13 protein-coding genes and 1 pseudogene are annotated in these 14,271 nt (G+C 73.0%); 9 read left to right on the forward strand and 5 right to left on the reverse strand.

Translation table 11 applies throughout. The annotated features are described in order from the left end of the window. Positions 1 to 72: 72 nt before the first annotated feature. Positions 73 to 1,911, reverse strand: a pseudogene (locus ACFWVC_RS05115) (DEAD/DEAH box helicase); the annotation flags it as partial. Between the two features lie 332 nt (positions 1,912 to 2,243). Between ACFWVC_RS05115 and ACFWVC_RS05120 the strand changes: the two are divergent. Beyond that, entirely contained in the window at positions 2,244 to 2,978 is a 735-nt protein-coding gene (locus ACFWVC_RS05120) for a ferritin-like fold-containing protein (protein ID WP_384277707.1), read from the forward strand. Positions 2,979 to 3,281: 303 nt separating this feature from the next. On the opposite strand, the gene ACFWVC_RS05125 is transcribed toward ACFWVC_RS05120, so the two are convergent. From ACFWVC_RS05125 to ACFWVC_RS05140, 4 genes are all read right to left on the reverse strand, one after another. Then, a complete protein-coding gene (locus ACFWVC_RS05125) occupies positions 3,282 to 3,560 on the reverse strand; it encodes a hypothetical protein (RefSeq protein ID WP_384277712.1) in 279 nt (92 codons plus the stop codon). Between the two features lie 122 nt (positions 3,561 to 3,682). Further along, positions 3,683 to 3,913 (reverse strand): DUF3107 domain-containing protein, encoded by a 231-nt coding sequence (locus ACFWVC_RS05130; protein WP_384277717.1) that lies wholly within the window; start codon positions 3,911 to 3,913, stop codon positions 3,683 to 3,685. 116 nt (positions 3,914 to 4,029) lie between these two features. Further along, complete coding sequence (locus ACFWVC_RS05135; RefSeq protein ID WP_384277723.1) at positions 4,030 to 4,665, reverse strand: TetR/AcrR family transcriptional regulator; 636 nt, start codon at positions 4,663 to 4,665, stop codon at positions 4,030 to 4,032. Positions 4,666 to 4,765: 100 nt separating this feature from the next. Further along, positions 4,766 to 5,002, reverse strand: a complete 237-nt coding sequence (locus ACFWVC_RS05140) for a hypothetical protein (RefSeq protein ID WP_384277729.1) — start codon at positions 5,000 to 5,002, stop codon at positions 4,766 to 4,768. Between the two features lie 266 nt (positions 5,003 to 5,268). On the opposite strand from ACFWVC_RS05140, the gene ACFWVC_RS05145 reads away from it, so the two are divergent. From ACFWVC_RS05145 to ACFWVC_RS05180, 8 genes are all read left to right on the forward strand, one after another. After that, complete coding sequence (locus tag ACFWVC_RS05145; RefSeq protein ID WP_384277736.1) at positions 5,269 to 6,243, forward strand: alpha/beta fold hydrolase; 975 nt, start codon at positions 5,269 to 5,271, stop codon at positions 6,241 to 6,243. Between the two features lie 4 nt (positions 6,244 to 6,247). Further along, on the forward strand, positions 6,248 to 7,624 hold the full coding sequence (locus ACFWVC_RS05150; RefSeq protein WP_384277744.1) for a DUF3152 domain-containing protein: 1,377 nt from the start codon (positions 6,248 to 6,250) through the stop codon (positions 7,622 to 7,624). A 40-nt stretch (positions 7,625 to 7,664) separates the two neighbouring features. Then, positions 7,665 to 7,784, forward strand: coding sequence for an Ms4533A family Cys-rich leader peptide (locus tag ACFWVC_RS05155; RefSeq protein WP_384278594.1), 120 nt, complete (start codon positions 7,665 to 7,667; stop codon positions 7,782 to 7,784). 156 nt (positions 7,785 to 7,940) lie between these two features. Further along, positions 7,941 to 9,656, forward strand: coding sequence for an ABC transporter substrate-binding protein (locus tag ACFWVC_RS05160; protein WP_384277749.1), 1,716 nt, complete (start codon positions 7,941 to 7,943; stop codon positions 9,654 to 9,656). Continuing rightward, positions 9,622 to 10,605: an ABC transporter permease gene (locus ACFWVC_RS05165; RefSeq protein ID WP_384277752.1), complete on the forward strand. Its 984-nt coding sequence runs from the start codon at positions 9,622 to 9,624 to the stop codon at positions 10,603 to 10,605. The genes ACFWVC_RS05160 and ACFWVC_RS05165 overlap by 35 nt, the downstream gene beginning before the upstream one ends. Before the next feature lie 5 nt (positions 10,606 to 10,610). Then, entirely contained in the window at positions 10,611 to 11,600 is a 990-nt protein-coding gene (locus tag ACFWVC_RS05170; protein ID WP_384278599.1) for an ABC transporter permease, read from the forward strand. Next, on the forward strand, positions 11,597 to 13,195 hold the full coding sequence (locus tag ACFWVC_RS05175; protein ID WP_384277758.1) for an ABC transporter ATP-binding protein: 1,599 nt from the start codon (positions 11,597 to 11,599) through the stop codon (positions 13,193 to 13,195). The genes ACFWVC_RS05170 and ACFWVC_RS05175 overlap by 4 nt, the downstream gene beginning before the upstream one ends. Positions 13,196 to 13,290: 95 nt before the next feature. Further along, positions 13,291 to 14,148 carry an alpha/beta hydrolase-fold protein gene (locus ACFWVC_RS05180; protein ID WP_384277765.1) on the forward strand — a complete coding sequence of 286 codons (858 nt, stop codon included), beginning with the start codon at positions 13,291 to 13,293 and terminating at the stop codon, positions 14,146 to 14,148. The last annotated feature ends 123 nt before the right edge of the window (positions 14,149 to 14,271 follow it).

Genomic DNA, 14,271 nt, shown 5'->3' on the forward strand with positions numbered 1-14,271 from the left:
CCGCGGAGGGTGCCCGGCCGTTCGCCGTCGTTCTCGTCCCGGCAACTCGCCGGGCGGGGTGCGTCAGCCCGCCGTCTCGGCGTCCGCGGGCTTGGCCGTACGGGTACGGCGCCTGCGGCGCGGCGCGGCCTTGGCCTCGCCTCCGTCGCCCTCGGCGGTCGTCACGCCGGCCGGGACCGCGGCCTCGGAGGTCTGCGCGGGAGCCTCGACGGCCGCCGAGGTGTCACCGGCGCCCACACGGGTGCGCCTGCGGCGCGGTGCGGCGGGTGTCTCCGTGGCGGGGGTCTCCTCCGCCACCGGGGCCGTTGCCGCGGACTCCGTGCCCGTACGGGTACGGCGCCTGCGGCGCGGTGCGGGGCGCTCCGCGGCCGGTGCGCCCTCGGCGGTGTCGAGCGCGGCCTCGGCGGCCTGCTCGGTGCCCGCGGCCTCCTCCGTCACCGGGCTTCCGCTGCGGGTGCGGCGGCGCTGGCGCGGGGCGCGGGTGCGGGCCGGGCGCTCCTCGGTCTCGGCCGCCGGGCCGGCCGCCTTGCGGCCGCCACGACCGCGGCCACGGCCGCCGGTCTCGCCCAGGTCCTCGATCTCCTCCGCGTCGAGCCCGGCGCGGGTGCGCTCGGCGCGCGGCAGGACGCCCTTGGTGCCCTGCGGGATGCCCAGCAGCTCGTAGAGGTGGGACGAGGTGGAGTAGGTCTCCTCCGGGTCGTTGAACGGCAGGTCCAGCGCCTTGTTGATCAGCTGCCAGCGCGGGATGTCGTCCCAGTCGACCAGGGTGATCGCGGTGCCGGACGCGCCCGCGCGGCCGGTGCGGCCGATGCGGTGGAGGTAGGTCTTCTCGTCCTCCGGCGTCTGGTAGTTGATCACGTGCGTGACGCCCTCGACGTCGATGCCGCGGGCGGCGACGTCGGTGCAGACCAGGACGTCGACCTTGCCGTTGCGGAAGGCACGCAGCGCCTGCTCGCGGGCGCCCTGGCCGAGGTCGCCGTGGACGGCGCCCGAGGCGAAGCCGCGCTGCTCCAGCTGCTCCGCGAGGTCGGCGGCGGTGCGCTTGGTGCGGCAGAAGATCATCGCCAGGCCGCGGCTCTCGGCCTGGAGGATGCGGGAGACGAGCTCCGGCTTGTCCAGGGAGTGCGCGCGGAAGATGTGCTGGGTGGTGTTGGCGACGGTCGCGCCCTCGTCGTCCGGCGAGGTGGCGCGGATGTGCGTGGGCTGCGACATGTAGCGGCGGGCCAGGCCGATCACGGCGCCCGGCATCGTCGCGGAGAAGAGCATGGTCTGCCGCTTGACCGGCAGCATGTTGATGATCTTCTCGACGTCGGGGAGGAAGCCGAGGTCGAGCATCTCGTCGGCCTCGTCGAGGACCAGCGCGCGCACGTTGCGGAGGCTGAGCTTCTTCTGGCCGGCGAGGTCCAGCAGCCGTCCCGGGGTGCCGACGACCACCTCGACGCCCTTCTTCAGGGCCTCGACCTGCGGCTCGTAGGCGCGGCCGCCGTAGATGGCCAGCACGCGGACGTTGCGCACCTTGCCGGCGGTCAGCAGGTCGTTGGTGACCTGCTGGCACAGCTCGCGGGTGGGGACGATCACCAGCGCCTGCGGCCCGTCGACGACGTCCTCGGGGCGGGCGCGGCCGGCCTCGACGTCGACCGGGACGACGACCCGCTCCAGGAGCGGGAGGCCGAAGCCCAGGGTCTTGCCGGTGCCGGTCTTGGCCTGGCCGATCACGTCGTTGCCCGCCAGGGCGACCGGGAGGGTCATCTCCTGGATCGGGAAGGGCGTGATGATGCCGACGGCTTCGAGGGCCTCGGCGGTTTCGGGGAGGATCCCCAGGTCACGGAAGGTCAAGGTGGTGGTCAGGATGCTGCCTCTTCTGTTTCTGGGCGCGGCGCCGTGCTGTGAAGCGGGGAGGGTCGAACGCAGGTGACTGCGTTGACCGCGCGGGGTGTCGTACGGCCATGGGCGGCCGAGGTGCGCGGGACCGCTGCCCTCGCGTGCGCCGCGAAGCGGGCCCCTCCCCAGACGCGGGGAGGGCGGTCGGTAGGAGCCGATCGGGCCACCGACCGGGCATCCATTTGTGCTCGTTCACAAATTACCCGCCGGTTCACCTGGCGGGCTCATACCACTGTACCCCGGAATCGCACAGCCGAGGTGGTCCGATTTCCGGGATGCGGGACGGGACCCCCGGGGGCTTTGGCGTGGCGGGGCCGTACGGGATGGTTGCCGACCTGGTGGGGTTGGCTATTGTGCGCACCATGGAGACGCCTGAGACCCCCGCCGAGACCCCCGACGCTCCCACCATCGCCGCCCAGTCCTGGGCGGCCGCGTCCGCGGACCCGCAGTACCGCGCCGCGGTGGTGGATCTGCTGGGGGCGCTCGCCTACGGCGAGCTGGCCGCGTTCGAGCGACTGGCGGAGGACGCGAAGCTCGCGCCGTCCCTGGAGGACAAGGCGGAGCTCGCCGCGATGGCGTCCGCCGAGTTCCACCACTTCGCGCAGCTGCGCGACCGCCTGTCGGCGATCGAGGCGGCCCCGACCCAGGCGATGGAGCCCTTCGCCGCGGCGCTGGACGAGTTCCACCGCCAGACCGCGCCCTCGGACTGGCTGGAGGGCCTGGTCAAGGCGTACGTGGGCGACTCGATCGCCTCCGACTTCTACCGCGAGGTCGCGGCCCGGCTGGACTCCGACACCCGCGAGCTCGTCCTCGCGGTGCTCGACGACACCGGCCACGCCTCCTTCGCCGTGGAGAAGGTGCGCTCGGCGATCGAGGCCGACCCGCGGCTGGGCGGCCGGCTCGCGCTGTGGGCACGGCGGCTGATGGGCGAGGCGCTGTCGCAGGCGCAGCGGGTGGTCGCCGACCGGGACGCGCTCTCCACGATGCTGGTGGGCGGCGTCGCCGACGGGTTCGACCTCGCCGAGGTCGGGCGCATGTTCACGCGGATCACCGAGGCCCACACGAAGCGCATGGCCGCCCTCGGCTTGTCTGCCTAGTTTTCAGGGCTCGGTTCGCCTCCGGGTCGCTTAAGCCGGTGTCGACAGTCGACCGTGCTCGCCTGCTCGTCCCTCGCAGGCTCCGCGCGCTCTCCTTTTCGACACCGGCCGCTCCCCTTTGGCTCACTCGCCACGGCTGCCCGCCTGATCAAGGGCTCGGTCCGCCTCCGGTGAGCTCAGCCGGAGTTGGGGCCCCTGTCAGCGGTTGCTGGGGGAAGTCGACACCGGCCGCTTCCCTTCGGCTCACTCGCCACCTCGCCGACAGGTCGCTCACCGGCGTGCCGGGGGCAGCCGGCGCGGGTCCTACGCGGGGCGGGGTGCCGGGCGGTGGCGTTCGGTGCGGGGGCGGCGGATCAGGACGGACAGGAGGGCGGCGGCCACGGCCACGGACAGGCCCAGGTTGACCGGGAAGAGCGCGGAGCCGAGCACCGTGCGGGCGATGGAACCGCCGACGAGGGCGGCGACGGGGCCGGTGACCAGGGCGAGCGGTGTCGCGGGACGGCGGCTCTGGGAGAGCAGCCTGGTCGCGGCATAGGCGACGGCGAGCCCGGCGACGGCGAACGCGATCGTTTCCCACAGCATGCGGCGGCCCCTCCCGGATGTGACGGTCGCTCCGGGTCCTACCCCGCCGGACGGGAACGTGAAACGGCGGGCCACCCCCCTCGTGAGGGTGACCCGCCGTCGTGCTCCGGAGCCGCGTACGGCTAGAGCTGGGCCCCGAAGCCCACCCGGCGCTGGGCGGGCTCGCCGATCTCGACATAGGCCAGCCGGTCGGCCGGGACGAGCACACGCTTGCCCTGCTCGTCGGTGAGGCTGAGCAGCTTGCCGGTGCCCGTCAGGGCCTCGGCGACGGCCTTCTCGACTTCCTCCGCCGTCTGCGCGCTCTCGATGCTGATCTCACGCGGCGCGTGCTGCACGCCGATCTTGACCTCCACGGCTTTCGTCCCTCCGAACGGTCTGCGGTGTGCGCGGTGATTCGCGCCGTACGCAGGACACATTAGCCGCGCCCGCGCCCCGCCGATCCGCCGACGGGCACGCCCTCAGCGAACAGTCAGTGCTCGGTGCCGTGCAGAGGGAAGCCGGCGATGCCTCGCCAGGCCAGTGACGTCAGCAGTTGCACCGCGGTGTCCCGGGGCATGGAACTGCCGCTGGAGAGCCAGTAGCGGGCCACCACCTGGGAGACGCCGCCGAGACCGACGGCCAGCAGCATGGACTGCTCCGTGGCCAGGCCCGTGTCCTCGGCGATCACCTCGCTGATCGCCTCGGCGCACTGGAGCGAGACCTTGTCGACGCGCTCGCGCACCGCCGGCTCGTTGGTCAGGTCCGACTCGAAGACCAGCCGGAAGGCACCGCCCTCGTCCTCCACGTACCCGAAGTAGGCGTCCATGGTGGCGGACACGCGCTGCTTGTTGTCCGTGGTGGAGGCCAGGGCCGTGCGGACCGCGTCCAGCAGGGCCTCGCAGTGCTGGTCCAGCAGGGCCAGGTAGAGGTCCAGCTTGCCGGGGAAGTGCTGGTAGAGCACGGGTTTGCTCACGCCGGCGCGCTCGGCGATGTCGTCCATCGCGGCGGCGTGGTAGCCCTGGGCGACGAACACCTCCTGGGCCGCGCCCAGCAGCTGGTTACGCCGGGCCCGGCGCGGCAGGCGTGTGCCGCGAGGGCGCGCCTCAGTCCGCTCGATGGCTGTCACGCCGCCTCCCAAGTGATGTCGTTCTGCGTTGCGGGTGCCATCGTACTTTTCGGTAGTGGGGCCATGCGCTGTGCGAACGCACATTCTCACCAAGTGGAACTCACCGGTAGTCGTCCTCGTCGAGTTCCACCACCCGCCGTTGCTCGGCGACGTCCGCCGGGTCGGCGTCGTCGGGCCGCTCGGTGATCGGGACGTCCCGGTGCTGCAGCAGCTCGAGGTGCTGCTCGGCGATGTCGTACTCGGGGGCCTCGATGTCGGCCTCGGTGTCCTCCAGGTCCTCTGTGATGTCGGTGAGCTCGGCGAGGTCACCGTCGAATGTCTCGATGTCGTCGGACACGGGCACCTCCTTTCCTGGCTTTCCTGACTTCTCCTGTCCGGAACCGGCGGGCCCCCGCCTCGCACGGGACCACCCGGCCGCTTGCGCGGCTTTCGCCGCGTCCTTCTGTTTCCCCGTTGTTCGCCCTCGCTCCCCTTGTTCCCCTCCTGCGAGCGTAGGAGACGTCATCGGCCCCCGCAGAGTGACGGGAGAGGCGAAAAAAACCCGGCGGCGCGTGTGAGAGCGAACACACAAGCGCATGCGTGATCGTCTCGTAACATTGCCCCATGTCCTCGACGGAGTCTCCCGAAGCCGCCTTCGCCGCCGTGCCGCTGCCGCCATCGGGGCCCAGAGCCGGGGACGGGGAGAGCGTGCGCGTCGTGTCCCTGCCCGGCCTGACACTGACCGTGCGATCACGTGCGGACGAGGACGAGGGGCTGGCCCCCGCGCTCTTCGTGCACGGTCTGGGCGGCTCCTCCCTGAACTGGTCGGTGCTGATGGGGGTGCTCTCCGATCGCGTCCGCGGCGAGGCCCTCGACCTGCCCGGATTCGGCCACTCGCCGCCGCCGGACGACGGCAACTACTCGATCGGGGGGCACGCGCGCGCGGTCGTGCGCCTGTTGGAGAACTCCGGGCGCGGTCCGGTGCACCTCTTCGGCAACTCCCTGGGTGGCGCCGTGGCCACCAAGGTGGCCGCCGCGCGGCCCGACCTGGTCCGCACCCTCACCCTGATCTCGCCCGCCCTGCCCGAGGTGCCGCCCCAGCGCAGCGCCTGGCCGACCGGCATCCTCGGGGTGCCCGGCGTGGCCGCGCTCTTCACCCGGGCGACCCGCGGCTGGCCGGTGGAGCGGCGCACGCAGCAGCTGCTCTCGCTCTGTTACGGCGACCCGCGGAAGGTGACCGAGGAGGCCTTCGCCGCGCACTCCAAGGAGTACGAGCGGCGGCTGGCGCTCCCCTACTTCTGGGACGCGCTGACCCGCTCGGCGCGCGGCATCATCGACGCCTACACACTGGGCGGGCAGCACAATCTGTGGCGGCAGGCCGAGCGCGTGCTGGCGCCGACGCTGCTGGTGTACGGCGGCCGGGACAGGCTCGTCTCCCCCCGGATGGCGTACCGTGCCGCGCGTACCTTCCGGGACGCGAGGCTGCTGCTGCTCCCCGACAGCGGGCACGTCGCGATGATGGAGCACCCGGACGCGGTGTCGCGGGCCTTCCGCGAGCTGCTGGACACCACGGACACGGACGCGCGGACGGATCACTGACGGCATGGGCAGGCACAGCGCACCGGGCGGCCGTGACGGCCGCCGCGACGACACGACCGGCGGCATATCCGGCGGCTCGGGCAACGGGCGCCGCAGGCGCGGCGGCCCGGCCACGACGACCCCGCCGCGCCCGGCGGGGCCGGGCACGCCGGCCCCCGGCGGCTGGGACGGCTTCCGGCCCGGTGACAGCGCCCGCGACCGGCAGGAGGGGTCCGGGCACGGGCACCCGGAGCACAGGGAGCACTCCGCCTGGGGCCGGACCGGTTCCTGGGCCCCGCCGCGCACCCCGCGGGGGACGCGGCCCGCGGATCTCGCGGACGCCGGGCTGGTGCCGGAGGACCTGGCGGACGCCGAGGACCCCGCCGATACCGCCGGCCGCGCCGCCGGCCGCCGGCCGGCCGGGCTGCTGCCGCGCCAGCGCACGGCCCCGCGTCCGGCCGGGCCGCGAATACCCGGGCCGCGCGAGGACTTCGTCGCCGCCTTCGACGCCGCCGCGCCGGCGGCCTCCGAGTCGCTCGATGAAGAGGGCGAAGACGGCGAATCCTCCGAAGAGGCGCCGAAGAAGGGCGCCAGGGGGCGCGCGTTCACCGGAACGGCCGCAGCCGCGGTGGTCACCGTCCTGGCCGTCGTGGTGGCCGGGCAGCTGTACGGCGACCACGACGGGAAGCGTCCGGCCACGGCCGGCGCCCCCGGCGCCTCCCGGGCGGGGGAGGACTCCGCGTCCCGTTCCCAGGGCCGGGCGACCCCCTCGGTCTCACCCTCCGTCGCCGCCGCGCCGCTCACCTACGACCAGGCGATGGCCCGGCAGTATCCGCTCGGCAAGGATCTGCGCCTGGCCGGCGCCTTCCAGACCGTGGGCGGCCGGCAGAAGGCGCCCGGCAAGGGCAGGCTGTTGCGCGTGCGGGTCGACGTCGAGAAGGGTCTGCCGCTGGACGGCCGGCTCTTCGCCGACGCGGTCTTCACGACGCTGAACGACAAGCGGAGTTGGGCGCACGACGGCACCCGCAGATTTGAGCGTGTGTCATCGGGACACGCCGACATCGTCATCACCCTGGCGAGTCCCGGGACCACGGCGAAGGTGTGCGCGGAGTCCGGTCTGGACACGACAGTTGACAATGTGTCATGTGACGCGGCGTCAACTCCGCGCACCATGATCAACGCATATCGCTGGGCGCAGGGATCGCCGACGTACGGCCCGGCGAAGATGCTCGCCTACCGCCAGATGCTGATCAACCACGAGGTCGGGCACCGGCTCGGCTACAACCATGTGCTGTGCCCGAAGAACGGGGCGCTGGCCCCGGTGATGATGCAGCAGACGAAGTTCCTCACCATCGACGGGCTGACCTGCAAACCGAATGCCTGGCCCTACCCGCGGGGATAGATTTTTGACATCGGGCGAATCATCGTTCAATGTTTTCGGCATGCCGCAGCACCGCCCCGCCTCAGACGCCGACGCCAGCATCGAGCTGGCGCTCATCGGCGTGGCCGGGCAGAGCGTGGCCGACATCTCGTGTCGCCCTTCCACGGTGCCGGACGCGTAACGGGAATCCCCCCTTCACCGCCCCGGAGCCATCCGCCCGTGGGCGCAGTGCTTGACGCACGCATTTCACCGGTCCTCCCGACAGGACCGTTCGCCGCTGCCTGCGGGCCTTCCTCCGCCCCGCCCCCTTGCCTCGCAGCCGCGAAAGGTCTTTTCGATGTCCAAGTTGTCCGTCACACCTCGCCGCCTCGCCGCGGCGGCCGTCGTCCTGGCGATCACCGGTGGCGCCGCCGCGTGCGGCCCGGAGGAGAACGGGGCCAAGGCGGCCGGCGGCGCCAAGCCCGCCAAGGGCGGCACGCTCTACGTCCTCAACCAGTCGCCCCAGGAGGACTTCGACCCCGCCCGGCTCTACACCTCCGGCGGCGGCAACATACCCGGCCTGGTCTTCCGCACCCTGACCACGCGCAACCGCGAGAGCGGCGCCCCGGGCGCCAAGGTCGTCCCGGACCTGGCCACGGACACCGGCACGCCCAACGCGGACGCGACGGTCTGGACGTACCACCTCAAGGACGGCCTGAAGTACGAGGACGGCACGCCCATCACCACCGCCGACATCAAGTACGGCATCGAGCGGTCCTTCGCCGCCGAGCTGTCCGGCGGCGCCCCCTACCTGCGTGACTGGCTGATCGGCGGCAAGGACTACCAGGGCCCGTACAAGGACAAGGGCGGCCTGGACTCCATCGAGACCCCGGACGCGAAGACCATCGTCTTCCACCTCAACAAGCCCGAGGGCGACTTCCCGTTCCTGGCCACGCAGACCTCCTTCGCGCCGGTGCCGCAGGCCAAGGACACCGGCACCAAGTACGAGAACCACCCGTTCTCCTCCGGCCCGTACAAGGTCGTGTCGAACCAGAACGACGGCGAGCACCTGGTCCTGGAGCGCAACACCCACTGGGACCCGAAGACCGACGCGGAGCGCAAGGCCTACCCGGACAAGATCGACGTCCAGTCCGGCCTCGCCGCCGCCGTGATCAACCAGCGGCTGTCCTCCGGAGCCGGCAAGGACGCGGCCGCCGTGACCACCGACACCAACCTCACCGCCGCCGAGCTGGCGAAGATCACCGGTGACAAGGAGCTGGCGAGCCGGGTCGGCACGGGCCACTTCGGCTACACCGACTACATCGCCTTCAACCCGAAGGTGAAGCCCTTCGACAACCCGAAGGTGCGCCAGGCCATCGCCTACGCGACCGACCGCACCACCGTCGTCAACGCCCTGGGCGGCTCCTCCCTCGCCGAGGCCGCCACCACCTTCCTGCCGGCGCAGAAGTCCTTCGGCTACACCGCGTACGACTCCTTCCCCGCGGGCGCGAACGGCAACGCCGCCAAGGCCAAGGAGCTGCTGAAGGAGGCCGGCTACCCGAACGGCCTGACCGTCACCCTCACCCACGACTCCAGCAGCGGTGACGAGCAGGGCCCCCAGGTCGCCACCGCCCTGCAGGACGCGCTGAAGAACGCCGGCATCACCGTCAAGCTCGACGGCCTGGAGTCCGGCGCCTACAGCGAGAAGATCCACGGCGTGAAGACCGAGCCGGGCTTCTTCCTCGCCGGCTGGGGCGCCGACTGGCCGTCCGGCGGCCCCTTCCTGGCCCCGATCTTCGACGGCCGGCAGATCGTCGAGGACGGCTACAACTTCAACAACGCGCAGCTGGACGACCCCGCGGTGAACAAGGAGATCGACGAGATCAACAAGCTCACCGACCTCCAGGCCGCCGCCGTCCGCTGGGGCGCTCTCGACAAGAAGATCGGCGAGCAGGCACTGACCGTGCCGCTGGTGCACCCGGTCTACAAGCGCCTGTACGGCAAGGACGTCAAGAACATCGTCATCAGTGACTGGACCGGTGTCCTCGACGTCGCGCAGGTCGCGGTCAAGTGACCACCACCGACGTCCTGGTGGCGCCCGGCAGGTCTGGCGACGGCTGCGCGCCCAGCGCGCCGCCCTCGCCGGCGTCGCCGTGATCGCCCTGCTCGTCCTGGTGGCCCTCGCGGCCCCGCTGCTCGCCGCCCTGGAGGGGCAGAACCCGGACGCGTACCACGCCTCGGCCGTCGACTCCGCCCTCGGCGGCGTCCCGCTCGGCTCCTTCGGGGGCGTGAGCGCCCACCACTGGCTCGGCGTCGAACCCGGCACCGGCCGCGACCTGTTCGCGCGGCTCGTCTACGGCGCCCGGATCTCGCTCGGCATCGGCGTCGGCGCCACCGTCGTCTCGGTGGCCATCGGCGTCGTCGTCGGTCTGGCCGCGGGCCTCGGCAACCGCTTCCTGGACGGCCTGCTCAGCCGGACCACCGACGTGATGCTCGCGCTGCCCACCCTGGTCTTCTCCATCGCGCTGCTGGCGATCGTCCCCGCCGGCTTCCCGCGCCCGGTGCTGCTGGTCCTCGTCCTCGGCCTGCTCGGCTGGGGCGGCACCTCCCGCATCGTCCGCGCCCAGACCCTCACCCTCAAGTCCCTGGACTACGTGGCCGCCGCGCGGCTCGGCGGGGCCGGCCGGTGGCGCGTCGCCCGCCGCGAGCTGCTGCCCTCGCTGGCCGCGCCCGTGGTGACGTACGCGGCGCTGCTGGTGCCCAGCAACATCGCCTCGGAGGCGGGGCTGTCCTTCCTCGGCATCGGTGTGAAGCCGCCCACGCCCTCCTGGGGGCAGATGCTCTCCTCGGCGACCACGTGGTACCAGGCCGATCCGACCTATGTGCTGCTGCCCGCCGGGGCGATCTTCGTCACGGTCCTCGGGTTCACCGTGCTCGGCGACGGGGTCCGCACCGCGCTCGACCCGCGGGCGGCCAGCCGGGTCGGCGGCCTGGCACGGCGGCGGAAGAAGGCGGGTTCCTGATGGCCATGACCCGGTTCGCGCTCCAGCGGCTGCTGGCGGCGCTGGTGGTCCTCCTCGTCCTGAGCGTCGTGGTCTACGCGCTCTTCTACGTCCTGCCCGGCGACCCGGCGCGGCTGGCCTGCGGGCCCAAGTGCAGCGCCGACCAGGTCGACCAGGTCCGCTCGCAGCTCGGCCTCGACTCCCCGGCCTATGCGCAGTACCTGCACTTCCTGCACGGCCTGGTCGCCGGCACGGACGTCAGCACGGGCGTCGGGACCGAGCACTGCGGCGCCCCGTGCCTGGGCTTCTCCTACCAGAGCGGTGAGCCGGTCACCTCCCTGCTCGCCCAGCGCCTGCCGGCCACCGCCTCGCTCTCCCTCGGCGCGATGGTGCTGTGGCTGGTCATCGGCATCGGCAGCGGGCTGCTCTCGGCCCTGCGCCACGGCGGGATCGGCGCGCGGCTGCTGACCGCGCTGACGCTGGCGGGCAACGCCGTGCCCGTCTTCATCATCGGCATCCTGCTGATGCTGCTGTTCGTCTCGGTGCTGGGCTGGCTGCCCTTCCCGTCGTACGTGCCCCTGACCGAGGACCCCGAGCAGTGGGCGTGGAACCTGCTGCTGCCCTGGCTCTCCCTGGCCATCCTGGAGAGCGCCAAGTACGCACGGCTGACCCGCAGTTCCATGCTGGAGACGCTGGCCGAGGACCATGTGCGCACGCTGCGCGCCTACGGCGTCCGCGAGCGTTCCGTCATCGGGCGGCACGCGCTGCGCGGCGCCCTGCCGTCGGTCATCGCGCTGTCCGCGCTGGACCTGGGCACGATGTTCGGCGGCGCGGTGCTCACCGAGTCGCTCTTCGGCATCCCGGGGCTCGGCAAGAGCCTGGTGGACTCGGTCAGCACCGAGGACCTGCCGGTGGTGGTCGGCCTCGTGCTGGTCACCGGCTTCTTCGTGGTACTCGCCAACGCCCTCGCGGACGTGCTGTACGCGGTGGCCGACCGACGGGTGGTGCTGACATGACGTCACCGCTGATCGAGGTCGCGGACCTCAGGATCGACTTCCCGACCGGGTCCGGCACGGTCCGCGCCGTGGACGGGCTCTCCTTCACCCTGGAGGCGGGCGGCGCGCTCGGCGTCGTCGGCGAGTCCGGCAGCGGCAAGAGCGCCACCGCCTACGCCCTGCTCGGGCTGCACCGGGGCACCGGCGCGGAGATCGGCGGCTCGGTGGAGGTCGCCGGGGTCGACGTGCAGGCGGCCGGGGAGCGCGAGTTGCGGCGGCTGCGCGGCGGCCTGGCCGCGATGGTCTTCCAGGACCCCTTGTCCTCGCTGGACCCCTACTTCGCCATCGGCGACCAGATCGCCGAGGTGTACCGGGTCCACCACCCCAAGGCCTCACGCCGCGCGGGCCGGCAGCGGGCGGTCGAGGTGCTGGACCGGGTGGGCATCCCGGACGCGCCGCGCCGCGCGCGCTCACGCCCGCACGAGTTCAGCGGCGGCATGCGGCAGCGCGCGCTCATCGCCATGGCGCTGGCCTGCGAGCCCCGGCTGCTGATCGCGGACGAGCCGACGACCGCCCTCGACGTCACCGTCCAGGCGCAGATCCTCGACCTGCTGCACGAACTGCGCCGCGAGACCGGCATGGGACTGCTGCTCGTCACGCACGACCTGGGGGTGGTGGCCGGCAGCGTCGACCAGGTCCTGGTGATGAAGGACGGCCGCGCCGTGGAGCGCGGCACCGTCGGCGACGTGCTCGGCGCGCCGCAACAGGCGTACACCCGCGACCTGGTGGCGGCGGTGCCGCGGGTGGAGAACGCGCGGACGCCGGTGGCGCCCGCGGGCAGCGGCCAGGTCCTGCTGGAGGCCACCGGCCTGCGCCGGGAGTTCGGCCGGCGCGGCGCCCGGTTCGCGGCCGTGGACGACGTCTCCCTGACGGTGCGCGCCGGCGAGACCCTCGGCGTCGTCGGCGAGTCCGGCAGCGGCAAGACCACCCTCGGACGCATGCTCGTCGGGCTGCTGGAGCCCACCGGCGGCGAGATCCGGCGCGAGGGCGGTCCGACCGGCCTGCAGATGGTCTTCCAGGACCCGGTCTCCTCGCTCAACCCGCGGCGCAGCATCGGCGAGTCCATCGCCGACCCGCTGCGCACGGCCGGTGTCCTCGACGACGCGGCCGTGGTGGCGAGGGTGCGGGAACTGCTGGAAAGGGTCGGGCTCGACCCCGCCTGGTACCACCGCTACCCGCACGAGTTCAGCGGCGGGCAGCGGCAGCGGGTCGGCATCGCGCGGGCCCTGGCGCCCGAGCCACGGCTGATCGTCTGCGACGAGCCCGTCTCGGCGCTGGACGTCACCACGCAGGCCCAGGTCGTCGCCCTGCTGGGGGAGTTGCAGCGGGAACTCGGCATCGCGCTGGTCTTCATCGCCCACGACCTCGCCGTCGTCCGCCAGGTCAGCGACCGCGTCGCCGTCATGCGCGCGGGCCGCATCGTGGAGCACGGTCCCGCCGACCGGGTCTACGACGCACCCGAGCACCCCTACACCCGGGGCCTGCTGGCCGCCGTGCCGGTCCTGGACCCCGCCGCCGCGGCGGCGCGTCGCGCGGACCGGGTCCGCGTGGCGTGATCGTCCCGCCCCTGGGGGAGGATGGGCGCGGCCCGCGCGACGCGCGCGGGCCGGGGGCGGGCGAGGGGAGCGCACAGGTGCGGCGGCGGGCGTTCATGGTGACAGGCGCGGTCGCGACCGCGGCCGCGCTGGGCGGCGGAATGGTGGGGGTGGCCGAGGACGCGCTGCCGGAAAGCGCCGCGTTCCGGCGCCGGCTGGGCTGGACCGGCCCGGCCGGTGTGGTGCCGGACGTGCCGGAGGGGCGGGTCACCCGCCGCCGGGTGACCTCGCGGGCCACCCGCACCCGTCCGGAGGTGGTGATCATCGACCCGCACGGCGTCCCCGCCGCGCGGGCGGACCGGCTGCCGGTGTGCCTGATGCTGCACGGCCGGGGCTCGTCGGCGTACGGCTTCGTGGAGCTGGGGATGGCGCGGTTCCTGACACAGGCGGTCCGCGACGGCGTCCCGCCCTGCCGCCTGGTCGCGGTCGACGGGGGCGAGGCCTCGTACTGGCAGGCCTCGGGCGGCTCGGACCCGCAGCGGATGCTGCTGCGGGAACTGCCCGGATGGCTCGGCGGGAAGGCCCCGCGCGCCGTGCTCGGCATATCCATGGGCGGTTTCGGCGCGCTGCGCTACGCCCGCTCGCGCGCCGTCGACGCGGTGGCGCTGCTGAGCCCGGCGCTCTTCCGCACCTGGACCGACGCCCGGCCGGTCGGGGTGTTCCACGGGCAGACGGACTGGACGGCGGACGAACCGCTGCGCCACATCGGGCAGTTGCGGGTGAAAGCCGACGGCATCGGGCTGTGGTGCGGCCGCGAGGACCCGTTCCACGACGCCGCGCTGGAGTTCGCGGAGGCCGCGCACCCGGCGGTGGCCGCTTTCGACCACGGCGCACACGACGAGGGCTACTGGCGCCGGGTCGCGCCCGACGCGCTCCGCTTCGTCGGCGAACGCCTACTCGGTAAGAACGCGTAACGCTTGCGAAAGTTACGCCTGTTCACCCCTTTCGGTGGCACGGCGGACAACCGTCCGTCGTGCCCCCACTTCACCGGCATACGGTCATCGCGCCCGAAAAGACCGGTGCCGAGAGGGGGCAGC

This window comes from Streptomyces sp. NPDC058691 (genome assembly GCF_042714775.1).
Lineage (GTDB): Bacteria > Actinomycetota > Actinomycetes > Streptomycetales > Streptomycetaceae > Actinacidiphila.